This is a genomic window from Sphaerisporangium siamense, from assembly GCF_014205275.1.
GTDB lineage: Bacteria > Actinomycetota > Actinomycetes > Streptosporangiales > Streptosporangiaceae > Sphaerisporangium > Sphaerisporangium siamense.
Genome location: NZ_JACHND010000001.1, coordinates 6,919,007 through 6,942,955 on the forward strand (window position 1 = coordinate 6,919,007; position 23,949 = coordinate 6,942,955).

The window sequence follows — 23,949 nt, forward strand, 5'->3', positions numbered from 1 at the left end:
CTTGACTCGGGTTATCGGCGAAGGGAAGCTGTCATCGTGACTCTCATCGGCCACGCCTCATGGCGCTCGTGAAACGCCTGACGCTCGCCGAGGTGCGGCAGCGCCACGGCAGGACGTGGGAGATCCTGGACTTCTACGGCGGGTGGGTGGCCTACCGGCGCAACCCGTGGTCGACCTCCGCGTCGCGGTTCGGCGTGTCCAACGTCCTCGGCGCCGACGACCTCGACGAGCTGGCCCGCCAACTCGAGGAGCAGGCGACCGCCGAGTCGCGGCGCAAGAGCCGCTACCCCGCCCCCCGCCCCGGAGACGACGCCTGACCCGCGCGCGGGGGCGCGGGTTCAGCTCCGGTCCGGGGCCTCGCCGTACTTCTGGATCAGGGACCGCAGCTCCGCCACCGCCTTGTGGGACCTGGTCCTCTCGGTGCCCTGGATTCCCATGGCGCCGACGCTGGAGCCGTCGGCCAGGTCCAGCTTGGGCCACGGCTCCCCCTCGGGCAGCGTGACGCCCAGCACCTCGGCCCACTCGTAGCGGTGGACGCGCACGGCGTTCACGACCGTGACGCCCCGCTCGTCGGCCTCCACCCGCAGCCGCCCGAGCAGGTGGAGGATGAACGCCACCAGACCCCCGAACACCACGACGCCGATCTTGTCGGGGAGCCGGAACGGCGGCGGCAGCACCACCGCGAGCACGATCGCGCCCACCACCATCACCGCGGCGGCGGTGTAGGCGATGACGCGGGCCCGGCGCGGCCTCCAGACCATCGGCAGCGGCGGCGGCTCGGGCTCAGGCACGGCGCGGAGGGCGGGCGGATCGGCGGGGCACTGGGTCATCCTTTCAGCTCACGCAGAACCAGAGCGGTCTCGATCGCCGCGACCGTGGCCTCATACCCCTTGTCCTCGTGACTGCCGGGCAGACCGGCCCGATCTACGGCTTGGTCAAGGGTGTCACACGTGAGGACGCCGTTGCCCACCGGAGTCGACTCGTCCAGCGACACCCGCGTGAGCCCGGATGTCACCGAATCGCAGACGTACTGGAAGTGCGCGGTCTCGCCGCGGATGACCACGCCGAGCGCCACGACGGCGTCGTGCGTCCTGGCCAGGGCCTGGGCGACGACGGGGACCTCCAGCGACCCGGCGACCCGCACGGTGAGGCGCGCGGCGCCGCAGTCGTCGGCCGCCCGCTCGGCCCGTGCCACCAGCTGATCGGTGATCCGCTCGTGCCATCGGGCGGCCACGATCCCCACCGTGAGCCCCTCGGCGCGAACCGGCGCGGCGGCGGGCCGCCCCTCGCCGCTCATCGGCGCTCCCCGCCGGCCGCCGGGCGCTGCTCGCTCATCGCACTCCTTCGATCTGGTGGCCGAGGCGGTCGCGCTTGGCCGTGAGGTACTTGATGTTGTACTCGTTGGCGGCGACCGGCATGGGCTCCCTGCCGATCACCTTGATGCCGTACCCGTCCAGGCCGCGGAGCTTGGCCGGGTTGTTGGTCAGCACCCGCACCGACCTGACGCCGAGGTCGGCGAGCATCTGGCCGGCGTTGGAGAACTCGCGGGCGTCCACGGGCAGGCCGAGCTCCAGGTTGGCGTCCACGGTGTCGCTGCCGTTGTCCTGAAGACTGTAGGCCCTGAGCTTGGCGAGCAGGCCGATGCCGCGCCCCTCGTGCCCGCGCAGGTAGACGATGACGCCCCTGCCCTCGGCGGCGACCGCGCGCATGGCGTGGTCGAGCTGGACGCCGCAGTCGCAGCGCAGCGAGCCGAGGACGTCCCCGGTGAGGCACTCGGAGTGCGCGCGCACCAGGACGTTCTCGCCGTCGCCGAGGTCGCCGTAGACCAGGGCGACGTGCTCGCCGCCGTCGATGCCGCTGGCGAAGCCGTACGCCCGCCAGATGCCGTAGCGGTTGGGGATGTCGGTGACGGCGACCCGCGAGACGACCTTCTCGGTGCGCCTGCGGTACTCCACGAGCTGCTCGATGGAGATCAGCGCGAGGCCGTGCTCGTCGGCGAACCTGCGCAGCTCGGGCAGGCGGGCCATGGTGCCGTCGTCGTTGACGATCTCGGCGAGCACCCCGGCCGGGGTGAGCCCGGCGAGCCGGGCCAGGTCGACCGACGCCTCGGTGTGGCCCCTGCGGGCCAGCACGCCGCCCTCGTGGTAGCGCAGGGGGAAGATGTGACCGGGCCGCACCAGTTCGTAGGGCTCGGTGGCGGAGTCGGCGAGCGCGCGGATGGTGCGGGCGCGGTCGGCGGCGGAGATGCCGGTGGTGACGCCGTCGCGGGCGTCCACGCTGATCGTGTACGCGGTGCGCAGCCGCTCGCGGTTCTGCTGGACCATCAGGGGCAGGCCGAGGCGGTCCAGGTGGTCGCCGGTCATGGGGACGCAGATCACGCCGCTGGTGTAGCGGATCGTGAAGGCGAGAAGTTCGGGGGTGGCCTTGGAGGCGGCGAAGATGATGTCGCCCTCGTTCTCGCGGTCCTCGTCGTCGACCACGACGACCGGTTTGCCGGCGCGGATGTCGGCGATCGCGCGATCGATCGTGTCGAACGTGATGTCGCTCATGCTGGTGCCACCTCCGGGGAGCGCGTCCTGTACTGCCGCGACCACTCGCGGAAGCCGAGCACGACCAGGACGAAGAAGATTCCGTACACCACTCCGGACACGTACAGCCCGGAGGTGAAGGCCAGGGGGACGCCGACCAGGTCCACGGCCACCCAGATCCACCAGAAGTCGATGAGCGCCCTGCCCTGCGCGTAGGTGGCGACGGCGCTGCCGACGAAGATGTAGGCGTCGGGCAGCGGCGCCCAGGACCACCCGGTGGCAGCGAAGAACAGGGCGACGAGGACGGTGCCCGCCGCCATGACGGCGATCAGCGCGATCCGCTCCCGATCGGTGCCCGGGCGCACGGGCAGGTCGCGTCCCTCCCGGATGCCGCGCGTCCACCTGACCCATCCGTAGACCGCGAGCGCGCCGAACATGACCTGCTTGAGGGCGTTGCCGGTGATATGGGCCTGCAGGGACGCCACCAGCAGCAGGACCGAGCCCGCGAGCTGGACCGGCCAGGTCCACACGGTGCGCCGCATGGCCAGCCACACGGTGGACAGCGCGCCGATGTTGCCGGCGAGGTCGATCCAGAGGACGTGCTGCCCGAAGACGTCGAAGCCCGCCGTGGTCCAGCTCATGACGCCGGGCCTCTCGCGGTGACGAGCCGTTCGACGTACTTGGCGATGACGTCGACCTCCAGGTTCACCGGGTCGCCCGGGGCCTTGTGGCCGAGGGTGGTGAGCTGGAGCGTGGTGGGGATGAGGCTGACGGAGAACTCGGGGCCGCCGTCCGGCCCGTCGTCGTCCACGGACACGACGGTGAGGCTGATGCCGTCGACGGCGATCGAGCCCTTCTCGACGACGTAGCGGGACAGCTCGGCGGGCAGGGAGATCCGCACGACCTCCCAGTGCTCGCCGGGCTCGCGCGCCAGCACCGTGCCGGTGCCGTCGACGTGGCCCTGGACGATGTGGCCGCCGAGCCGCTGGTCGGCGCGGACGGCGCGCTCCAGGTTGACGCGCGCGCCGGGGGTGAGGGAGCCGAGCGAGCTGCGGTCCAGGGTCTCCTGCATCACGTCGGCGGTGAAGGTGTCGGCGGTGGCGTCCACGACGGTCAGGCAGACGCCGTTGACGGCGATCGACTCGCCGTGCCGGGCGCCGTCGGCGACGATCTTCCCCCGGATGGCGAGCCGGGCCGCGCGGGGCAGGGTCTCGATGGCGGCGAGCTCGCCGAGCTCCTCGACGATTCCAGTGAACATCAACGCTCCTTTGCCGGCCGGAGCGGCCGGGGGCCCGGGACGATCAGGTCCTGCGACAGGAAGCAACCCGAAGCGGCCCCCACGTCTTCCTGCGCGCCCGTGGCGGCAGGGGCGTGGCGGGGAGGACAAGGCCGGCGTCGCGCACACGACGAACGCGCGGGACGCGCTGAACGTGATGGACGCGCTGAACGCGGTGAACGTGATGAACGCGGTGACGTCTGTCGTCGCACCCGGCCCCTCCTCGCCTGCGGCTTGCTGCCACGGCGGGCCCCGGGGAAGAGTGCGGCGCACGCGCACCACACAGATGCCCGGCGACAGGGGTCGCCGGACGCGCGCGCTGCCTCCCATCCGGACTTTCACCGTCGGTCCCGGAGTTCCACCGGGTCCACCGGCCGATGGACTCGGCCGGGTCGCGGACTGTCACCGCCGGTTCGGAATTTCACCGACCCCGGAGCACGCTGCTCTGCTCTCAGTGTGCCATGCCACGCAAAGAGGACGTAACCCTCGGCACCCCTATCTCACCCGGACGCTCGCGAGCCGGGGTGACGGGCCGGGACGGACGCGGACGATCAGCGCCGCGTGCAGGTATTAGGCGGGACATCACAGATAATCCGACGATATCGTCATGTCCAGGTCTTGCTTGTGTCACAAAATCGTGACACTTGAAATTGCGTGTAATGCGCAGTCTGTCCTACCCAATCACCGCAGGTCAATAGGGCTGTGGACACAACCTGATTGACATTGCACAACGAACGACGAAATCGTGTAAAGGATCCGTCCCGGACATTGACCGACAGGTAATAAATTGCCAAGGTTCCCTCAAGTCACGATTTACCGCGATCGATCTCTGGTGGCACCCGGACAATGACACTCCCCTCACAGGCCAGGTCCGAGACGGCTCCCGGCCCCGGCGAAGGCCCGGCGGCCGCGGACGAGGTCCGCTCGTCCCTGGTGGGCCGTTCGCCGGCCCAGCTCATGTGGCGCCGCTTCCGCCGGGACCGCACCGGGGTCACGGCCGCCTTCGTCGTGGCGTTCTACTTCCTCGTCGCGCTGCTCGCGCCGGTCATCTCCTGGCTGTACGGCAAGGACGCCTATACGCCCTACGGCCAGAACGCCGACGGCCTGCTCAACGAGTACGGCTACCCGATCGCGCCCAATGGGGGCATGAGCGGGGATTTCTGGTTCGGCCTCGAACCAGGGCTCGGCCGTGACGTGTTCATGCAGCTCGTGTACGGAATTCGCACCTCGCTGTCCATCGCGATCATCGTCACGATCATCACGACGCTGATCGGCGTCGTCATGGGCATCTGGTCGGGATACGCCGGAGGCAAGACCGACTACGTGATCGGCCGGATCATCGACACCCTGCTGGCCTTCCCGTCGCAGCTCTTCCTCATCGTGTTCCTGCCGGTCGTCGAGGCCGCGTTCGTGTCCCCCGAGGAGGAGACCCCGGTCTGGCTGCGCTACGTCTCCATCTGCGTGGTGCTCACCGTGCTGGGCTGGGCGACGATCTCACGGCTGCTGCGCTCGCAGGTGCTCTCGCTGCGCGAGCGCGAGTTCATCGAGGCCGCGCGGGTCACCGGCGCCTCCCCGGCGCGGATCATCTTCAAGGAGCTGCTCCCCAACCTCTGGACGCCGATCATCATCCAGTCCACGCTCGCGCTGCCGCTGTACGTCGGCGCGGAGGCCGGCCTCGGCTTCCTCGGCGTCGGCATGACCGAGCCCACCCCGGACTGGGGGCGCATGTTCCTGGTCGGCTCCAACGTCTACCACCAGGACATCACCTACCTGGTTTTCCCCGGCGTCTCCATGGTGATCTTCGTCGTCGCGTTCAACCTCCTCGGCGACTCCCTACGGGACGCCTTCGACCCCAAGACCCGGCGATGAGCCGCTCCACCCCCCGCTGACCTGCGGACCAGGACCAGCATGTACATGATCAGGAAGGGCGATATGACAGTCTCACGCAGGAGGCTCACCGCGGCGGCGGCGATCCTCACGGCCGGGGCCCTCACGCTTGCCGGTTGCGCCAAGGGCGGAGGCGGCGGCCCCGCCGCGACCGGTGGCGGCGCGGCCACGCCCACCAAGTCCCTGGAGAACAAGGCCGTCAGCGCCATCACCGTGGGCACCGCGGCCGACTCCAACGGCCCCGCGAACCCCGTCGACGGCGCCAAGCGCGGCGGCACGGTCAACATGATCGACCGCGACGACTTCTCCCACCTCGACCCGGGCCGGGTCTACCTCAACTACAACGCCACGGCGTCGCTGCTGTTCACCCGGCAGCTCACCGGCTACCGCCAGGCCGCGGACGGCTCGCTCAAGCTGGTGGGCGACCTGGCCACCGACACCGGCACCACCACCGACGGCGGCAAGACGTGGAAGTTCACGCTCAAGGACGGCCTGAAGTGGCAGGACGGCACGGCGATCACCTCGGCCGACATCAAGTACAGCGTCGAGCGCCTCTTCGCCCCGTTCATCACCGAGGGGCCGACCTACCTGCAGCAGTGGCTGGCCGGGGCCGACTACCGCAAGGCGTATGAGGGCCCCTACAACGGCAAGTCCCTGGACGCGATCGAGACGCCCGATGACAAGACGGTCGTCTTCAAGCTGAAGGAGGCGCACCCGGACCTGAACTTCACGGTGGCCATGACCGGCTACGGCGCGGTGCCGAAGGCGCAGGACACCAAGGAGAAGTACGACAAGAAGCCGTTCTCCTCGGGCCCGTACCAGATCGTCAGCCACATCACCGACAAGTCGATGGACCTGGAGCGCAACCCGCACTGGGACCCTAACACCGACCCGATCCGCAACGCCTTCCCCGACAAGTGGCACATGGAGTTCGGCCTGCAGTCGCAGCAGTCCACCGAGCGCTTCCTGGCCGACAGCGGGCCGGACAAGACCGCGATGACCTTCCACAACGCGGTCGCGCCCGAGCGGGTGCAGGAGGTGCTCGGCAACCCCGAGGCGATGAAGCGGTCGATCCAGGGCCTGACGCCGTTCACCACGTTCTACAACCTCAACAGCAAGCGGCTGACCGACGTGAAGGTCCGCCAGGCCATCATCAAGGCGTGGCCGTCCAAGCAGCTCCAGCTCATCGCGGGCGGCGAGATCAACAGCGGCAAGATCGCCACCACGGTGATGAGCCCGACCGTGCTCGGCTACGAGGCCTTCGACCTGTACGGCACGCTGGCCAAGCCGAACGGCGACCCCGAGGGCGCCAAGAAGCTGCTGCAGGAGGCCGGCAAGCCCAACCCGACGGTCGTCTACGCCTACAACCAGACGCCGACGCAGGAGAAGATCACCGTCGCGATCAAGGACGCGCTCGGCAAGGCCGGCTTCAAGGTCGTGGCCAAGCCGCTGAACCCGGCGACCTACTACGACGCGATCGGCCCGGTGGACAACAAGTACGACATCTACTGGACCGGGTGGGCCGCCGACTGGCCGACCGGCCAGACCGCGATCCAGCCGCTGTTCGACAGCCGTCTGATCGCCGACAACTCCACCAACTACAGCCACTTCAGCAACCCTGAGGTGGACGCCGCGATCGACGCCGCCAACAAGATCACCGACGCGGCCGAGGCCGGCAAGGCGTGGGCCGCGCTCGACAAGAAGATCATGGAGCAGGCGCCCATCGTCCCCGAGTACTACCAGACCTACTTCGGCCTGTACGGCTCGGGCCTCGGCGGGGTGGAGTTCAGCCTCGTCCAGGGCGAGCAGTCCCCGCTGAACGTCTACGTCAAGTAGTCCTGAGCCGCCGCCCGGCAACGGCCGGGCGGCGGCGCCCGTCCCCCGCACGTCCCGCAGAAGAAGCCCGAGGCCATGTTCCGGTTCTTCGTACGCCGCCTCATCGGCGCCGTCGTGATCCTGCTGATCATCAGTGTGGTCACGTTCTTCCTCTTCTACGCCGTCCCCCGTGATCCCGCGCGGGCGTTCTGCGGGAAGATCTGCTCGCCGGAGAACCTGGCACTGATCCGGCACAACCTCGGCATGGACCAGCCGCTGTTCGTCCAGTACTGGCACTGGCTGGCCGGCATCTTCACCGGCCGCGACCTGGTGCAGTTCGGCGTGTGCGCCGCCCCCTGCCTCGGCTACTCGTTCGCCACCCAGGAGCCCGTCTTCGGCGCGATCCTCGACCGTTTCCCGGTGACGCTGTCGGTGACACTCGGCGCGGCGGTCGTGATCCTGTCCTTCGGCGTCGTCACCGGCATGATCGCCGCCTGGCAGCAGGGCAAGCCGCTCGACAAGATCGCCAGCACGTCCTCGGTGATCGGCGCGTCCCTGCAGATCTACTTCGTCGGGCCGCTGCTGGTGTTCTTCATCGTCGACAGCCTGGGGCTGCTGCCCCGCCCGTCCTACATCCCCTTCACCGAGGACCCGCTGGGGTGGTTCGTCCACCTGCTGATCCCGTGGGTGGTGCTGTCGATCATCTTCACCGCCAACTACACGCGCATGACCCGCTCGACCATGGTCGAGCAGCTCGCCGAGGACTACGTCCGCACGGCGCGGGCCAAGGGCATGTCCGGCCGGGCGGTGTTCCTCAGGTTCGCCTGGCGCGGCGCGATGATCCCCATCGTGACCATCTTCGGCGTGGACCTCGCCACCCTCCTCGGCGGCGCGATCATCACCGAGCAGACGTTCACCCTGCACGGCATCGGCGAGCTGGCCGTGCGCGCCGTGCAGAACACCGACCTGCCCATGCTGCTCGGCGTCACCCTCGTCGGCGCCTTCGCGATCGTCATCCTGAACATCGTGGTGGACGTCCTGTACGCCGTCATCGACCCCCGCGTGCGGCTCGGATGACCGGCGCGCGCCCCGAGAACGCGAAGGAGCGGCCCGTGACCACCGTGACCTGGGAGCGCGAGCCCGCGGCCGCCGGCGGCCGTGCGCCGTTCCTGTCGGTGCGCGACCTGACGGTCGAGTTCTCCACCGAGGACGGCGTCGTCCACGCCGTGGACCACCTGTCGTTCGACCTGGCCAAGGGCACCACGCTCGGCATCGTCGGCGAGTCCGGGTCGGGCAAGTCGGTGTCCAACCTGGCCATCCTCGGGCTGCACGACCCGGCGTACACCTCGCTCGGCGGGCAGATCCTGCTGGAGGGCGAGGACCTGCTCCAGGCGAGCCGTCACACCCTGGAGCGGCTGCGCGGCAACCGCGTCGCCATGATCTTCCAGGACCCGCTGACCTCGCTGTCGCCGTACCACACGGTCGGCCGCCAGATCTCCGAGGTCTACCGCAAGCACAAGGGCGTGGGGAAGCGCGAGGCGCGCGACCGCGCGGTCGAGATGCTGGAGCGCGTCGGCATCCCGCACGCCAGGACGCGGGTGGACGACTACCCGCACCAGTTCTCCGGCGGCATGCGCCAGCGGGTCATGATCGCGATGGCGCTGGTCTGCGACCCCGACCTGCTCATCGCCGACGAGCCGACCACGGCGCTGGACGTCACCGTGCAGGCGCAGATCCTGGACCTCCTCAAGGACCTCCAGCAGCAGTTCGGCACCTCGATCATCCTCATCACCCACGACCTCGGCGTGGTGGCCAGGACCGCGCACGACGTGCTGGTCATGTACGCGGGCCGCGCCATCGAACAGGGGACGGTGCGCGAGGTGCTGCGCGAACCCCGCCACCCCTACACCTGGGGGCTGCTCGGCTCGATGCCCAAGCTGGCCTCCAACGTCGACATCCCCCTGCTGCCGGTGCGCGGCACCCCGCCCAGCCTGCTGTCCCCCCCGTCCGGCTGCCCCTTCCACCCCCGGTGCGACCACATGGCGCGGGTCGGCTCGGACGTGTGCGCCACCGAGCGCCCCGAGCTCTCCCCCGCCGAGGGGCACCGCGACGCCTGCTACCTCACCCTCGCCCAGAAGCGGGAAATCTTCGACGGCACGATCAAGGAACGCCTGTGACCGAGACCCTGCTGGAGCTGTCCGGCCTGACCAAGCACTTCCCCGTCCTCGGCGGGCTGGTCTTCAAGCGCCAGGTCGGGCGCGTGCACGCCGTGGACGGCATCGACCTGGCGGTCGGCGCGGGCGAGACCCTGGGCCTGGTGGGCGAGTCCGGCTGCGGCAAGTCGACGACGGGCCGCCTGGTGGCACGGCTGCTGGAGCCGACCGCGGGCCGCATCGTGTACCAGGGCAAGGACATCTCCCACGCGAGCCGGCGCGAGCTGAAGCCGATCAGGTCCGAGATCCAGATGATCTTCCAGGACCCGTACTCGTCGCTCAACCCCCGGCACACGGTCGGCGCCATCATCAGCGGCCCCATGGAGGTCAACGGCATCGACCCGCCCGGCGGGCGGCAGAAGCGCGTGCGGGAGCTGCTGGAGATCGTCGGGCTCAACCCCGAGCACTACAACCGGTTCCCGCACGAGTTCTCCGGCGGCCAGCGCCAGCGCATCGGCATCGCCCGCGCCCTCGCGCTGGAACCGCGGCTGATCGTCGCCGACGAGCCGGTCTCGGCCCTGGACGTCTCGATCCAGGCCCAGGTGATCAACCTGCTGCAGCGCCTGCAGCAGGACCTCGGCATCGCGTTCCTGTTCATCGCCCACGACCTGGCCGTGGTGCGGCACTTCTCGCAGCGCGTCGCGGTCATGTACCTCGGCAAGATCGTCGAGGTCGGCGACCGCCGCTCCATCTACGAGCGCCCCCGCCACCCCTACACCCACGCCCTGCTGTCGGCCGTCCCCGAGGTCGACCCCGGCGAGGGCACCGTCACCGAGCGCATCCGCCTCGCCGGCGACGTCCCCTCCCCCATCGACCCGCCGTCCGGCTGCCGCTTCCGCACCCGCTGCTGGAAGGCCCAGGACAAGTGCGCCACCGAGGAACCCCCGCTCGTCCGCCTGGACGGCAACCACGAGGGCCACCTGACCGCCTGCCACTTCCCCGAGGCCCCCACCACCCACGGCGAGGACGTCGTCCTCGACCCCGCCCTCGCCTGACCGGCACCCGTCCGCCCTCCCGGCTCAGGCGGCGAACTCAGAGCAGCGGAGTCGACCTCCCTGAGCCCCGGGTTGCTCCCAGGCGGCCCACCACCTGCGGTGTGACGGCGTCCTCGGCTGACGGAGGCGGTGGGTCACTCCATCGACGCCAGTACCTTCTGGCGCAGCAGGGGCCCGTAGTGGGCGCCGAGCGTGTCGTAGTGGCTTCTGAGGTCCTTGAGGAACACCATGTCGAAGCTCTCCTCGACGACCTCGGAGCCCATCGCGAGCGTCCGTTCGAAAGCCTTCATGATCTTGTGGAGGATCGGCAGGTCGCCGGTTTCCACCGCGGGAAGGAACAAGGCATCCCAGAGGGCGAGAAAGTACATGTAAGGGGTGTCTTCCGGCACATCCAGACGCGGCTCCCCGGGGGCGCGGCCTTCCGACGCCAGGATCGCCGCCTGGGCCTCCGGGATCTCCTCCCAGAGGATGTCCCGAACTCCGCACGAGGAATCGTAGGTGGGGTCCGGCTTCCATTCCCTGGCGAGATCGATCAGCGTCACAGGGCGTTCACGCCATCTCCAGGCCATATCGGGGACCTTACCCGACCTGCCGATCATGGTTTCCGTAACGCCTGTCGGTCATGCCGAATCATCCGGGCGTGCGCAGGTGATCGTGAGGCCGTAGGTTCGAGCCAGGACGTCCGTCACGATCGGCGAGGGGAGCGTCATGGCAGTGCTTGGGGGAAAGAGGGCCGTGGTCACGGGGGGTTCCCGGGGTATCGGCAGGGCCATCGTCGAGCGGCTGGCACGTGACGGGGCCGAGGTGGTGTTCAGTTACGCGAGCAACGCCGGGGCCGCGGCGGAGGTGGAGAAGGCCGTGGCGGGGGCGGGGGGACGGGCGCACGCCGTGCGGGCCGATCTGGCCGAGGCGGGGGCCGCCGAGCGGCTGATGGAGAGCGCCGAGAAGCGACTGGGGGCCGTGGACATCCTGGTCAACAACGCCGCGCTGAGCTTCACCCCGACGCCGCTGGCCGAACTGGACGAGGACCTGTACGACCGGACCATGACGGTCAACGCCCGCGCGGTCTTCCTCACCCTCCGCCACGCCGCCCGGCACATGCCCGACGGCGGGCGCGTCATCAACATCTCCACGCTCAACACCACGCGCCCGGCGCGCGGCATCGCCCCGTACGCGGCCAGCAAGGGGGCGATCGAGCAGCTCACCGCGGTCGCGGCGATGGAGCTCGGCGCGCGCGGGATCACCGTCAACACCGTCTCCCCCGGCGCCACCGACACCGACCTGCTGCGCGGCACCAACTCCGCGGAGGCACTGGAGACGGTGGCCGAGGTCACCGCCCTCGGCCGTCTCGGGCGGCCCGCGGACGTGGCCGACGTCGTGGCCTTCCTCGCCGGCCCCGACGCCCGCTGGATCACGTCCCAGAACATCCACGCCACCGGCGGCCTCGCCTGACCGATCGTCCTCGCCGGGCCACCCGCCCGGACGTCCTCACCACACCGTGGCCGTCGGCCCCGATCAGGGCGTGGAGGAGGCGTGTTCGGCCTGGGCGCGGAGGGTGCGGACGGCGGCGGCGGGGTCGGCGGCGCCGTAGACGGCGTTGCCGGCCACGAAGACGTCGGCGCCGGCTTCGGCGCAGCGTTCGATGGTCGTGGCGGAGACGCCGCCGTCGACCTGGAGCCAGACCTCGCCGCCGTGCTTGTCGATGAGCTCGCGCGCCTTGCGGACCTTGGGGAGCACGATGTCGAGGAACGGCTGGCCGCCGAAGCCGGGCTCCACGGTCATCACCAGGAGCATGTCGATCTCGCCGAGCAGGTCCTCGTAGGGCTGGACGGCCGTGCCCGGGTTGAGCGCGAAGCCCGCGCGGGCCCCCAACTTGCGGATCTCGCGGAGCGTGCGCACCGGGGCCTTGGCCGCCTCCGCGTGGATCGTCACGCTGCCCGCCCCCGCCTCGGCGTAGGCCGGCGCCCACCGGTCCGGGTTCTCGATCATCAGGTGGCAGTCGAGCGGAAGGTCGGTCGCCTTCAGCAGGGACTCGACCACCGGCAGGCCGATGGTCAGGTTGGGCACGAAATGGTTGTCCATCACGTCGACGTGCAGCCAGTCGGCGGCGGCGCCCACCTGGGCGGCGGCGTCGGCGAGCCTGGCGAAGTCGGCGCTGAGAATGCTTGGTGAGATCTGTACGGCCATGATGCCGAAGTCTAGAACCCGCCCGCCCGCTCCCAGAACAGACGTCCCACCTGGGCGCGGGCCGGCGAGCGGTCGGCCCGCCGCGCGGGCGAGTGGCCGGTGGGCCGGGCGGCCCGCCCCGGGCGGTGGGTGGGGCGGGCCGGGTTCGGGGGCGGCCGGTGCCGGTGGAAAGTCAGTCGGTGCCGCTGGAGAGGGCGAGTTGGATGACGTTGTCGTTCTCGGTGACCCAGGTGGCGGACAGGCCGCCCTCCTTGACCAGCGCCGTCCCGTCGCCCTTGAGGACGCCGATGCGGTTGCCGGCGAGGGCGATCTGGAGCACGTTGTCGTTCTCGGTGACCCAGGTGGCCGAGAGGCCGCCCTCCTTGACCAGCGCCACGCCGTCGCTCTTCAGGACGCCGATGCGGTTGCCGGACAGGGCCAGTTCGAGGACGTCGGTGTTCTCGGTGACCCAGGTGGCGGACAGGCCGCCCTCCTTCACCAGGGCCGTGCCGTCGCCCTTGAGGACGCCGATGCGGTTACCGAACAGCGCGATCTGGCGGACCCGGGTGTTCTCGGTGACCCACGTGGCGGACAGGCCGCCCTCCTTCACCAGGGCCGTGCCGTCGCTCTTCAGGACGCCGATGCGGTTACCGGACAGCGCGATCTGCTTGACGTCGGTGTTCTCGGTCACCCAGGTGGCCGACAGGCCGCCCTCCTTCACCAGGGCCCGGCCGTCGCCCGTCAGGACGCCGATGCGGTTGCCGGAGAGGGCGATCTGCTTGATCTCGGTGTGCTCGGTGACCCAGGTGGCGGACAGGCCGCCCTCCTTGACCAGCGCGGTGCCGTCGGCCTTGAGGACGCCGATGCGGTCGCCCGCCAGCGCGATCTGCTTGATGTCGGTGTTCTCGGTGACCCAGGTGGTCGACAGGCCGCCTTCCTTGACCAGCGCCCTGCCGTCGCTCTTGAGCACGCCGATGCGGGGCGGCGCCACAGCGGCGGGGACGGCGGACGCCGTGGCGAGGACGGCGGCGAGCCCGCCCGCGATCACGAGCGTGAGCCTTCCGCAGAGGGCGCGGACGTGCCCGCGCCGTACGGCTGAACCGATCGTCATGAGGGACCTCCGAATAAGGCCGGACGGGGGTTCCACCCCCGTCTCGGGACAGCACGGAGAGTTTACGATCGATTACCTGTTGTGATGACCTGTCGGGACGCGGCAGGGGTGAAGGTCATCCGTCCCGGTGGGCTTTGTGTTGCACCATGTCGACGAAGCGCCCGCCCGGATGGCCAACCGCCGTTTGCCGGGCTCCTGTCCGCCGCGCACGACTCCCTCACGCACCGCGCCGTATGACCGGCGAGGAACCCGGGCGGGCGTGGGTGAGTGCCTGTTTCAGACCATGTACTGGTCGTGGCGCAGGTACAGCTCCGTCCACTCCTCGGGCGTGAGGGTGCGGCCGGTCGCCGCGATCTCGGCCAGTTCCTCGAAGTACGCCTCGCGGGGCGCGCCGGGGGCGAAGTGCAGCAGCATCGAGGCGGGCTCGCCGGATTCGTTGCGGAAGGCGTGCACGCCGCCCGGGGGGATGTGCAGGAAGTCGCCCGCGGTCCCCTCGACCCAGGTGGCGCCGTCGTACAGGCGGATCGTGCCGGACAGGACGTAGAACGACTCGGCCATGGTGCGGTGGAAGTGCGCGCCGGGGCCGCTCGGGCCCGGCCCCATGTCCCAGCGGTACAGCCCGAACAGCCCGCAGGTGGTCGCGCCGGTGGCGAGGTAGCGGACGTGGGTGCCGTCGGGGCCGCCGATCCGCAGCTCGGGCTCCGATCCCCCCGGCCGGAGGGTCCCGCTGACCTCACCGGTCTCGGCGTGGTAGAGCGGCTCCGGATATGACATGACAAGCCTTCCGTGTCGTGCGAGAGAACGCTCAGGGCGTGCGGCGCAACAGGGCGAGGAACATGGCGTCGGTGCCGTGGCGGTGCGGCCAGAACTGGGCGTACGGCCCCTCCCCCAGACCGTCGACCTCGTCCAGGTAGGCGCGGGCGTCGAGCACCTCGGCGCCGCCGCGGCGCCGCACGACGTCCTCGACGACGGCGCGGGTCTCGGCGAGGTGCGGCGAGCAGGTCACGTACGCCACCACGCCGCCGGGGCGGGCGGACGACAGCGCCGAGCCGAGCAGCCGCCGCTGCAGGTCGCCCAGCTCGGGCACGCTGGCCGCGTCACGGCGCCAGCGGGCCTCGGGACGGCGGCGCAGCGCGCCGAGCCCCGTGCACGGCGCGTCCACGAGCACGCGGTCGAACGCGTCGGCGCGCCAGGCGGGCGTGGCGCCGTCCGCGGTGATGACCCCGGCCGCGCGCGTGGCGCGCCAGACCAGCCGGGCGCGGTGGAAGCGCTGGTCGGAGGCCAGCAGGTGGCGGTCCTCCTGGACGGCGAGCGCGTCGAGCAGGCCGGCCTTGCCGCCGGGGCCCGCGCACATGTCCAGCCACAGCCGGTCGCCGCCCTCCAGGGGCACGCGGGTCAGCGCCAGGGCGACGAGCTGGCTCGCCTCGTCCTGGACGGCCGCACGGCCCTCGGCGACCGCGGGGACCGCGCCGGGGTCGCCCTCGGGCAGGTAGGCGGCGTACGGCGAGTAGCGGGCGGGCACGGCGCCGGCCTCGACGAGCTCGCCGACCGTGCTGCGGCCCGGCCAGGCGATCAAGGTGACGCCCGGGCGCTCGTTGTCGGCGGCCAGCAGCGCCGCGGTCTCCTCCGGGTCGCCGCCGACGGCGTCGCGCAGCGCCGAGGTGATCCACCGGGGGTGGCTGTGGGTGACGGCGAGGTGGCCGATCGGGTCCTGTGCCGGGTCGGGGGCGACGATGGCGAGCCAGCGGTCGTAGTCGCGGGTGGCGACCTTGCGCAGGACGGCGTTGGCGAACTTGGAGGCGCCGACGCCGACGCGCAGGCGCGCGAGGTCGACGGTGGCGCTCACGGCGGCGTGCGGGGGCACGCGGGTCTTGAGGAGCTGGTGGACGCCGAGGCGGATGGCGTCGAGCAGCGGGGGGTCGATGCGCTCGGGCGGACGGTCGCTGCAGACGGCGATGATCTCGTCGTAGGTGCCGAGGCCGCGCAGGGTGCCGTAGGCCAGCTCGGTCGCCAGGGCGGCGTCGCGGCCGCCGAGCCCGCGCTCGCGCAGCAGGGTGGGCATGAGCAGGTTGGCGTAGGCGTCGCGCTCGTCGACGGCCCTGAGCAGGTCGTAGGCGGTGTTGCGCGGCTCGTCGCGGACCGGCCGCGTCCGGCCCGCCGGCCTGCCCTGCCCGCGGCGTCCTCCCCGCGCGGCCCTGCGGCCCGGCGCGGCGTCGTCCCCTGTCACACTTCCCCCGCCATCAAGCCCATCATGTCGCCTCATATCCGGACGTCGACGCTCCCCCGTGGCCGCTCAGCCGAGCCGGTCGGCCGGGGTCAGGCGCACGCCGCGCGCCCACTCGCCCGCGGTCATGCGCCGCTTGCCCTCGGGTTGCACCTCGCCCAGCAGCACCGGGCGGGTGGAGGTGCCCACCAGCACGGTGTTCTTGGCCGCGGCGATCTCGCCCGGGCCGAGGGGCCCCGCGCCCGGCACCGGCCCCGCGCCCTCGGCCACGAGGGTGACGGGGTCGAGCTTGAGGCGCTCGCCGCGGAACTCCGTCCAGGCGCCCGGCGCCGGGGTGCAGGCACGGACCAGCCGGTCCACGCGCAGCGCCGGAGCCGTCCAGTCGACCCGCGCGTCCGCGACCTCCAGCTTGGGGGCGTGGCTCACGCCGTCGGCGGGCTGGGGACGTGCCACCAGCTCGCCGTCCTCCACGCCGTCCAGCGTCGCCAGCAGCAGGCCCGCGCCGGACTCCGCCAGCCGGGCCAGCAGCTCGCCGCTGGTGTCGGCGGGCCGGACCTCCTCCGTCACCACGCCGTACACCGGACCGGCGTCGAGCTCCTTGACGATCTGGAAGGTCGCCGCGCCGGTGATCTCGTCCCCGTGCAGCACCGCGTGCTGGACGGGCGCCGCGCCCCGCCAGGCGGGCAGCAGCGAGAAGTGCAGGTTGATCCACCCGAGGCGCGGGATGTCCAGCGCCGCCTGCGGCAGCAGGGCGCCGTAGGCCACGACCGGGCAGCAGTCGGGCGCGATGGCCTTCAGCCGGGCCAGGAAGTCCGGGTCGCCGGCCTTGGCCGGGCGCAGCACCTCGACGCCCGCCGAGGCCGCCAGCTCGGCGACGGGGCTCGGCTGGACCCGGCGCCCGCGCCCCGACTGGGCGTCCGGGCGGGTCACCACCGCCGCGACCTCGTGCCGGGGCGAGTCCAGCAGCGCCCGCAACGAGGGCAGCGCGGTGTCCGGGGTTCCGGCGAAGACGAGGCGCACGGGCTAGAGGGCCTTCCCTTGAGTGGCGTGCGGCGAGACCTTCACGACCGGCGCGGCCAGGCCGCTCCACTCGGCCTCGCGGATGGCCTTCATCGCCAGCTTGCGCTGCTTGGCGTCCATGCGGTCGATGAACAGAACACCGTCGAGGTGGTCGGTCTCGTGCTGGACGCAGCGGGCCATGAGGTCGGTGCCCTCGATGGTGATCGGCTCGCCGTGCATGTCGAACCCCTTGGCCACGGCGCGGATCGCCCGCGGCGTGGGGAAGGCGAGGCCGGGGAAGGACAGGCACCCTTCCTCGCCCTCCTCGTCCTGCTCGTCCGACAGGTCGAGGGTGGGGTTGATGAGGTGGCCGAGCTGCTCGTCGACGTAGTAGGTGAAGACCCGCAGGCTCACACCGATCTGCGGCGCGGCGAGCCCGGCGCCCGGCGCGTCCTTCATCGTGTCGGTGAGGTCCTTGACGAGCTTGCGGAGCTCCTTGTCGAAATCGACGACCGGCTCCGCGGGGGTGCGCAGCACCGGGTCGCCGAACAGGCGGATCGGCTGAATTGCCACGGACGACTCCGATCACGTCAGGCAGGGTCAGGCGGGAAAGGTCACCTAAGTTTATGGCGCGCGGCGAGCCGTCCGGTCTGATCGCCGGGCGGCGCCGGGGTCAGCGGGAGCGGGCCTTCATCGCGGCCTTGCGCGCCGCCTTGGCCACCGTGGCGTCCGGGTGGTGGGCGCCGAGGAGCTCCAGGACGGCGATGGCGTCGGGGTGGCCGCCGCGGCTGATGTCGTCGACCAGGCGCAGCAGCTCCTCGCCGGGCTCCAGGGCCTCGAACTCGCCCATGGCCTCGGGGACGTCGGGGATGTGCAGGAGCGTGGCCAGGGTGTCGACGGCGAGCCAGGTGCCGTCCTCCTCGGTCAGGACGGGGGCGTCCAGGTCGCGGACGGCGAGCCACACGGCGGCGTGCCGCCACATCGCGGGCTCGGCCAGGGCCTCGCGCAGGGCGGGCTCGGCCTCCGGGCCCATCTCGGCCAGGACCGTGCCGATCACTCCGCGCTGGCCGGGCGTGCCCGAGGCGGCGACCTTGATCAGCTCACGGGCGGCGTCCTCGGGGACGCGGCGCTCGGCCCACAGCGCCGGGGCGCTGGAGGGGGCCTCGCCGCTCAGCATGGCGTCGACCAGCTCGGCGGCGCTCAGCTCGGCGAACCCGGCGATCTCCGACAGCAGCGGCGCGTCATGGCCCTCGCGCAGCAGGTCCTGCCGGACGGCCCACACGCCGAGCGGGGTGAGGCGCACGCTGTCGGCCGCGCGCTCGAACAGCCCGCAGTAGCCGAGCAGGTCGAGGGCGGCGTCCAGTTCGCCGGGCAGCACCTCGCGCAGCCGCCGCATCTCGTGGGCGCGGGCCTCGCAGCCGATCTCATGGGCCTGAAGCATGCCCTCGACCAGACCGGCGTAGGTGATGCCGTCGCTGGTGGCGTAGATGGTGGCGAGCATCTCGGTGAGGTGCTCGTCGGCCACCGCCGAGCCGGTCAGACCCTCCTCGGTGCGGTCCAGCACGTCCATCACGACGCCGTCCCAGAAGTTCATCAGGTCGGGAGGCAGGCCGGGGCCCGGCACGGCGCCCGCGCGCGTGACGCGCACCAGGCCGCCGTTCACGGCGACGACCCACACGAGGCGCAGCCGGTCCAGCGTGAGGCCCAGCTCGCCGGAGGCCGCGCGGGCGTCGCCCGGCGTGAGGTGGCCTTCCTCGGTGACCTCGCGGGAGCCCGTCCAGGCGGCCAGCCGCCGGGCGTCGCGGACCAGCGGCACGGAGAGGACCGCGTCGGCCAGCTCGGCCTCCGGCGCCAGCTCGACCGGGGGGAAGCTCAGCACCTCGCTCTCGCAGTCCTCGCAGTCGCACGGGTCGCTCTCGCCCGCCATCTCGGAGAGCAGCGCCTCGCGCTCCTCGCCGGACACGCTGCCCAGCTCGTCGATGAGGTTGCGCAGCTCTCCGAGATCGAAGACGCCGCCGTTCCCGCTGTTGGCCATTCAGGCAACTTACTCCACACCAGCCACACCCGATGACGGGTCTCCGGACGTTCGGCATGATCACCACACCGGCGCCCCTTCGTCCGGCGAAGAACGCTCAAAGTACGCCGCGGCACGGGCTCCGGCGCGGCCCAAGGCGGGCCCGGGCGCGGCCTTGGCGCGGTTTTGGCACAGCCCGGCGCCGGGCACCGCGCGGGGTCAGTGGATGCCGCGGGAGCGGGCCTTGAACGCGGCCTTGCGGGCCGCCTTGGCCAGGCCCCGGTCGGGAAGGTGACGTCCGAGCAGGTCGAGCACCTCGGCGACGTCCGGGTGGTCCACGTGCCACATGTCCTCGATGACCTGCGCGGACGGCGCCGACTGCGCGAGGCTCCTCGCGATCTCGTCGGGATCGTCGGCCTCGCGGGCCAGCGCGAAGGCCAGGGTGTCCACGCCCGCCCACAGCGCCTCCTCCGGCGTCGGCGCGGGGGCCTCCAGGCCGTGCGAGGCCAGCCAGACGAGCGCGTGGGGGCGCAGGCAGGGGTCGTCCAGGACGGCGCGCACCGCGGGCGCGGCCTCGGGGCCCAGCCGGTCGACGATCGTCAGCGCGACCCCGCGCGCGGCGGCCTCGCCCCCTTGGACGGCGGCCAGCAGCTCGCCCGCCGCCTCCCCCGGCTCGCGCCTGCCGAGCCAGGCGGCGATGTCCTGCTCGGCGAGCCAGGCCGGGTGGCCCTCCACCAGCAGGGCGACCAGGGCGGCGGCGTCGCCCTCGGCCGGGTCGGGGGCGACCGGCGCGGCCAGGCCCATGCGGCTGAACACCTCGCGCAGCCCCCACCGGCCGTGCGGGGTGAGCCGCACGGCCTCGCCGTCGCGTTCGACCGTGCCGCAGCGGGCCAGGACGTCCAGCGCGGCCCCGAGGCCGGCCTCCAGTTCCTCGCCCGCCTGCGGGCCGTCCCCGGCCCAGGTCTCCTCCAGGTACTCGCGCAGTGCGGCGACCTCCAGCGGCGCCTGCGCCCGGTACAGCATGTCGTGCACGCCGTACAGCTCGCGGTCGACGGGCGCGAAGCCGGTGACGTCCGCCTCCGAGCCGCCGGTCAGGAAGGCCACCACGCCCGCCCACAGGTCCAGGACGGTCTCGTCGTCGCGGGCCGGCAGCGGCTCCGCGCCGCGGGGCGCGGTGAGCGCGCGGCCCGAGACCTCCGCCAGGCCGACCGCAAGCGCCGCGTCCCAGGCCAGGACGGGGGCGGTCAGGCCCAGCTCGCGAGCGGCACGCGCGGCGTCCCTCACGCGCAGCGTCCCCTTCACGGTCGGGACCCGGCCGCCTTCCAGCATCCAGGCCACCAGCAGGTGGGCCTCGCGGAGCAGACCGGCCTCCCGCGCGCCCTGTGCGACCTCCTGCGGCGGCGCCAGGCGCACGGCGGGCAGAGGGGCGCACGCCGGGCAGTCACAGTCCCCGGCGCCGTCGTCGGACCGCGGGCGGCGCGGCGCGGCGACGAGATCGTCGGTGGCGACGTACGGCGTGCCGGCCTCCAGGGCGTCGGCGCCCATCGCGCCGAACATGCTCTTGGCCATGCCGAACTTGGTGGTGTCGGCGAGCGCGGCCGGCATCTCCGGCGCGATCTCGTCGATCTTGGCGCGCATGCGGGCGGCCATCTTGGTGCCGATCTCCCCGCTGTCCAGCAGGAAGTCGACCAGAGTCCGCGACGCCGCGACGGTCTCGGCCGCGCTCTCGGGCGGCGCGATGACCTTGCGCGGATAGATGTCGAGCAGGAGCCGCTCGAAGGTCACGGGCGTGAAGTCGGCGAGTTCCTTCACGTCCAGATAGTCGCTGGCGTAGTCGCACAGGAGCCGGATCTCATCGGCGTCCACCACCACCCCGTTGGAGCGCCCCCACGCCCGGATCTCCTCGATGGCCCCGTTCACCCATTCGATCGACACAGGGAGAAACTAACGGCTCGCTATCAGCCCCGCGAATCGGCGAGCTGCGGTCAGACCAGATCCATGGGGTCCATACACACCCGGACCAGGTCAGGGGCCTTGCGCGCGGCCCGCACCCCGGCCGCCCCCTTCAGCGCCCTGGCCAGCGCCGCCTCGGCCCCGCGCGGCACGCGGACCATCAGGCGCTCCTCCGGCTCGGCCGGGCGGCCCCGCGGCGCCTCCACCGGGACGGGGCCGAGCACCTGCGCGCCCTCCGGCAGGCCGAGGCCGGCCGCCATGTCGCGGACCGCCGCCGGCGGGCCGGTCAGCGTGGCCATGCGCACGGCGGGCGGGAAGCCCAGGACCGCCCGCTCGGCCAGCTCGCGCTCGGCGTGCGTCACCGGGTCCCAGCGGATCAGGGCCTGCACGACCGGCAGCGATGCGTCGGCGAGCACGACCAGCTCGGCGCCCGGCCGCAGCAGCGCCGCCGCGTTCATCCACCGCCGCAGCGTCTCCTCGGCGGCGCGCAGGTCGGGACGGCCCAGCATGGTCCAGCCGTCCAGCAGCACGGCGGCGGCGTACCCGCCCTTGGGGACCGGCTCCGCACCCGGAGTGGCCACCACCAGGGCCCGCGAGGAGCCGACCGTGGCGAGCACCGAGTCGCGGCCCGAGGTCCTGACCGGGACGGACGGGAAGGCGCGGCCGAGCTCCTCGGCGGTGCGGCGCGCGCCCACCACCAGGGCGCGCAGCCGGTTGTTGCCGCAGATCTGGCAGCGCCAGAGGCCCGCGATGCGGCCGCACCAGCGGCAGTAGGGGGCGGAGTGGCCGCCGCGCAGCGCCAGCGGGCCCCCGCACAGCGGCACCGGCATGAACCGCATGACGGCCGCCGCCGCCGCGTCCTGCGGGTCCGCCATGTCCCCGAACAGCTCGCGGGCCACCGGGACGCCGGCCAGGCCCCAGGCGGAGCCTTCGAGGGACGGGCGCGGGGCGGGCGCGGCGGCGGCCGGGGCCCGCCGGCGGCCGGGCTGCGGGATGGACGGGTCGGGCGTCCCGCGCGGCGGCGGCGCCTCGGGCGGGAGGCCGGCCAGCGGCGGGGTCTGGACGCAGCGCGCGGGCGTGCGGCACGCCTGGCAGGCCAGGGCGGGCAGGTACCCCCGGCGCGGCACCTGGATGAGCACAGGGCCGGACTCCAGGCCGGTCCTGAGCACCGACCACGCCAGGGTGGGCAGGCGCGCGGCCCGGGCGGCGGCGTCCCTGGCCAGCTCGGCGTCGTCGCCCGCCGGGCGGACCCGCGGGGCGTGCCGCCTGACGGTCTCACGGGCGGGGCCGATCGGGCGGGCCCAGCCGGTGGCGACCAGCCGCGTCGCCTCGGCCGTGCGGGCGTGCCCGCCGACCAGCATGGCGGCGCCGGTCTGGTGCGCGCGCAGGGCGAGCACCTCGCGGGTGTGGGGGTAGGGGGCCAGGCGCTCGGCGTGCAGGTCGTCGCCGTCGTCCCAGATCACCACCAGGCCGAGGTCGTGGACGGGCGCGAACGTGGCGGCGCGGGCGCCCGCGACCACGCGCACCTGGCCGCGCAGCACCTTCAGCCAGCGGCGGTAGCGCTCGGCGGGGCCCAGGCCGGCGGTCAGGGCGACGTGCGCGCCCTCGCCGAGCACGCGGGTCAGCGCCGCGTCCACCAGCGCGACGTCCTTGCCGTCCGGGACCACGACCAGCGCTCCCTTGCCGGCCCGCACGGTCGCGAGGACGGCGAGCGCGATGCCCTCGGGCCAGGCCGGGCCGTCCTCGCCGACCCCCGGCAACGCCGTCCACACCGCCCGCACCCCCCGCCCTTCGGCGAGCGCCTGCACGAACCCCGCCCCCGCGACGTACTCCCCCCAGACCCCCGGCAACGGGTCACCCTCGCTTCTGGTGGCCCCCTCCCCCGAAGACTCCGGCCGTCCCTCCGCATCCCGTGACGGCGACGAGCCGGTGTCCACGGGCCGGGCACTCCCGAGCCCGGAGGACGGGCGGGTGCTCGCGGGCGGGGAAGCCGGCCGGATGGTCGCGGGCGGCGGAGAAGGAAGCCGGATGGCCGCGGGCGGGGAAGACGGCTGGGTGGACGCAGGCGGCGGGGATGGGGATGTGGTGGGCCCGGGGACCGGAGGTCCGGGGGTCGTGTTCTGCGGCTCCGATTCGACCTTGGCGTGTCGTGGAGGGATGGCCAGGCGCACGACGTCGGACATGGTGCCCGCGTAGCGGTCCGCCACGGCGCGGCACAGGGCGGCGATCTGGGGGGTGAGCACCGGCTCCGGGGAGACCACCCGCTCCAGGGGCGTGAGCCTTCCCTCGTGCTCGGTGGAGGCGGCCCGCTCCAGCACGAGGCCGTCGGTGAGCTTTCCGGCGAAGCGGACCCTCACCCGGCAGCCGGGCACGGCGTCGGCGGCCATCGTCTCGGGGACGAGATAGTCGAAGGGGCGGTCGAGGTGCGCCAGCGAGGTGTCCACGAGCACGCGGGCCACGGGCAGCTCCGCGGCGGGCACGGGCGCGCCCTTGGCCGCCGGATGCCCGGCCCCCTCGCCGCCACCGGCTCCGGGCCGGCCTCCCACGGCCTCCAGCGGCAGCAGCGCCCCCGCGTCCTCCGGACGGGCGTCGCCGGGCGACGGTGCCGGCGTACCGTCGCGGCCGGAGCCCGTGGTCGCCCCCGAGGATTGATGAGGCCGCATATCGAACACACTATCGCCAGGTCAGAGCCGGAAAAGCCGCCCGCGCCGTAGCCGTCGGGGACGACGGAAGCATCGGACTCCGGCGATCGGAGTCCGATGCCTCAC

The 23,949-nt window shown here is 72.5% G+C and carries 22 protein-coding genes and 1 riboswitch; of the genes, 7 read left to right on the forward strand and 15 right to left on the reverse strand.

What is annotated here, in order from left to right; genetic code table 11:
- Nucleotides 1-68: 68 nt before the first annotated feature.
- Nucleotides 69-317 (forward strand): hypothetical protein, encoded by a 249-nt coding sequence (locus BJ982_RS31575; protein ID WP_184886096.1) that lies wholly within the window; start codon nt 69-71, stop codon nt 315-317.
- Between the two features lie 21 nt (nt 318-338).
- Here the strand turns inward: BJ982_RS31575 and BJ982_RS31580 are convergent, their stop codons facing one another.
- From BJ982_RS31580 to BJ982_RS31600, 5 genes are read right to left on the reverse strand one after another with little or no spacing between them, the layout of a single operon-like run.
- Nucleotides 339-791 carry a PH domain-containing protein gene (locus BJ982_RS31580; RefSeq protein ID WP_239123625.1) on the reverse strand — a complete coding sequence of 151 codons (453 nt, stop codon included), beginning with the start codon at nt 789-791 and terminating at the stop codon, nt 339-341.
- A 35-nt stretch (nt 792-826) separates the two neighbouring features.
- The gene (gene ribH, locus BJ982_RS31585; RefSeq protein ID WP_184886100.1) at nt 827-1,297 is read right to left on the reverse strand and encodes a 6,7-dimethyl-8-ribityllumazine synthase; all 471 of its coding nucleotides are present in this window, start codon (nt 1,295-1,297) and stop codon (nt 827-829) included.
- Nucleotides 1,298-1,331: 34 nt separating this feature from the next.
- Nucleotides 1,332-2,549 (reverse strand): bifunctional 3,4-dihydroxy-2-butanone-4-phosphate synthase/GTP cyclohydrolase II, encoded by a 1,218-nt coding sequence (locus BJ982_RS31590; RefSeq protein WP_184886102.1) that lies wholly within the window; start codon nt 2,547-2,549, stop codon nt 1,332-1,334.
- Nucleotides 2,546-3,169: a nicotinamide riboside transporter PnuC gene (gene pnuC, locus BJ982_RS31595; RefSeq protein ID WP_184886104.1), complete on the reverse strand. Its 624-nt coding sequence runs from the start codon at nt 3,167-3,169 to the stop codon at nt 2,546-2,548. Before pnuC ends, BJ982_RS31590 begins: the two co-directional genes overlap by 4 nt.
- Nucleotides 3,166-3,786: a riboflavin synthase gene (locus BJ982_RS31600; protein WP_184886106.1), complete on the reverse strand. Its 621-nt coding sequence runs from the start codon at nt 3,784-3,786 to the stop codon at nt 3,166-3,168. The genes pnuC and BJ982_RS31600 overlap by 4 nt, the downstream gene beginning before the upstream one ends.
- A 332-nt stretch (nt 3,787-4,118) precedes the next feature.
- A riboswitch (FMN riboswitch) is annotated at nt 4,119-4,247 on the reverse strand.
- A gap of 403 nt (nt 4,248-4,650) precedes the next feature.
- Between BJ982_RS31600 and BJ982_RS31605 the strand changes: the two genes are divergently transcribed.
- The 5 genes from BJ982_RS31605 (at nt 4,651) to BJ982_RS31625 (ending at nt 10,714) form a co-directional block, all read left to right on the forward strand.
- The gene (locus BJ982_RS31605; protein ID WP_184886108.1) at nt 4,651-5,673 is read left to right on the forward strand and encodes an ABC transporter permease; all 1,023 of its coding nucleotides are present in this window, start codon (nt 4,651-4,653) and stop codon (nt 5,671-5,673) included.
- Between the two features lie 63 nt (nt 5,674-5,736).
- The gene (locus BJ982_RS31610) at nt 5,737-7,527 is read left to right on the forward strand and encodes an ABC transporter substrate-binding protein (RefSeq protein WP_184886110.1); all 1,791 of its coding nucleotides are present in this window, start codon (nt 5,737-5,739) and stop codon (nt 7,525-7,527) included.
- 75 nt (nt 7,528-7,602) lie between these two features.
- Complete coding sequence (locus BJ982_RS31615; protein ID WP_184886112.1) at nt 7,603-8,583, forward strand: ABC transporter permease; 981 nt, start codon at nt 7,603-7,605, stop codon at nt 8,581-8,583.
- Between the two features lie 35 nt (nt 8,584-8,618).
- The gene (locus BJ982_RS31620) at nt 8,619-9,683 is read left to right on the forward strand and encodes an ABC transporter ATP-binding protein (RefSeq protein WP_239123624.1); all 1,065 of its coding nucleotides are present in this window, start codon (nt 8,619-8,621) and stop codon (nt 9,681-9,683) included.
- On the forward strand, nt 9,680-10,714 hold the full coding sequence (locus BJ982_RS31625) for an ABC transporter ATP-binding protein (protein ID WP_184886116.1): 1,035 nt from the start codon (nt 9,680-9,682) through the stop codon (nt 10,712-10,714). Before BJ982_RS31620 ends, BJ982_RS31625 begins: the two co-directional genes overlap by 4 nt.
- A 134-nt stretch (nt 10,715-10,848) precedes the next feature.
- Here the strand turns inward: BJ982_RS31625 and BJ982_RS31630 are convergent, their stop codons facing one another.
- Nucleotides 10,849-11,256: a DUF7674 family protein gene (locus BJ982_RS31630; RefSeq protein WP_184886118.1), complete on the reverse strand. Its 408-nt coding sequence runs from the start codon at nt 11,254-11,256 to the stop codon at nt 10,849-10,851.
- 166 nt (nt 11,257-11,422) lie between these two features.
- Here BJ982_RS31630 and BJ982_RS31635 point away from each other — a divergent pair, with 166 nt between their 5' ends.
- A complete protein-coding gene (locus tag BJ982_RS31635; RefSeq protein ID WP_184886120.1) occupies nt 11,423-12,166 on the forward strand; it encodes an SDR family oxidoreductase in 744 nt (247 codons plus the stop codon).
- A 63-nt stretch (nt 12,167-12,229) separates the two neighbouring features.
- On the opposite strand, the gene rpe is transcribed toward BJ982_RS31635, so the two are convergent.
- The 9 genes from rpe to BJ982_RS31680 form a co-directional block, all read right to left on the reverse strand.
- Nucleotides 12,230-12,901, reverse strand: a complete 672-nt coding sequence (gene rpe / locus BJ982_RS31640; RefSeq protein ID WP_184886122.1) for a ribulose-phosphate 3-epimerase — start codon at nt 12,899-12,901, stop codon at nt 12,230-12,232.
- A gap of 172 nt (nt 12,902-13,073) precedes the next feature.
- Nucleotides 13,074-13,991 (reverse strand): leucine-rich repeat domain-containing protein, encoded by a 918-nt coding sequence (locus BJ982_RS31645; RefSeq protein WP_184886124.1) that lies wholly within the window; start codon nt 13,989-13,991, stop codon nt 13,074-13,076.
- A 276-nt stretch (nt 13,992-14,267) separates the two neighbouring features.
- Nucleotides 14,268-14,765, reverse strand: coding sequence for a cupin domain-containing protein (locus BJ982_RS31650; protein ID WP_184886126.1), 498 nt, complete (start codon nt 14,763-14,765; stop codon nt 14,268-14,270).
- A 31-nt stretch (nt 14,766-14,796) separates the two neighbouring features.
- The gene (locus BJ982_RS31655) at nt 14,797-16,218 is read right to left on the reverse strand and encodes an RsmB/NOP family class I SAM-dependent RNA methyltransferase (RefSeq protein ID WP_239123623.1); all 1,422 of its coding nucleotides are present in this window, start codon (nt 16,216-16,218) and stop codon (nt 14,797-14,799) included.
- A gap of 66 nt (nt 16,219-16,284) precedes the next feature.
- The gene (gene fmt, locus BJ982_RS31660) at nt 16,285-17,235 is read right to left on the reverse strand and encodes a methionyl-tRNA formyltransferase (RefSeq protein ID WP_184886130.1); all 951 of its coding nucleotides are present in this window, start codon (nt 17,233-17,235) and stop codon (nt 16,285-16,287) included.
- A gap of 3 nt (nt 17,236-17,238) precedes the next feature.
- Nucleotides 17,239-17,787, reverse strand: coding sequence for a peptide deformylase (gene def / locus BJ982_RS31665; RefSeq protein WP_184886132.1), 549 nt, complete (start codon nt 17,785-17,787; stop codon nt 17,239-17,241).
- A gap of 100 nt (nt 17,788-17,887) precedes the next feature.
- Nucleotides 17,888-19,249 carry a hypothetical protein gene (locus tag BJ982_RS31670; protein ID WP_184886134.1) on the reverse strand — a complete coding sequence of 454 codons (1,362 nt, stop codon included), beginning with the start codon at nt 19,247-19,249 and terminating at the stop codon, nt 17,888-17,890.
- 198 nt (nt 19,250-19,447) lie between these two features.
- Complete coding sequence (locus tag BJ982_RS31675; protein WP_184886136.1) at nt 19,448-21,163, reverse strand: hypothetical protein; 1,716 nt, start codon at nt 21,161-21,163, stop codon at nt 19,448-19,450.
- A gap of 50 nt (nt 21,164-21,213) precedes the next feature.
- Nucleotides 21,214-23,844, reverse strand: coding sequence for a primosomal protein N' (locus tag BJ982_RS31680; RefSeq protein ID WP_184886138.1), 2,631 nt, complete (start codon nt 23,842-23,844; stop codon nt 21,214-21,216).
- Between the last annotated feature and the right edge of the window lie 105 nt (nt 23,845-23,949).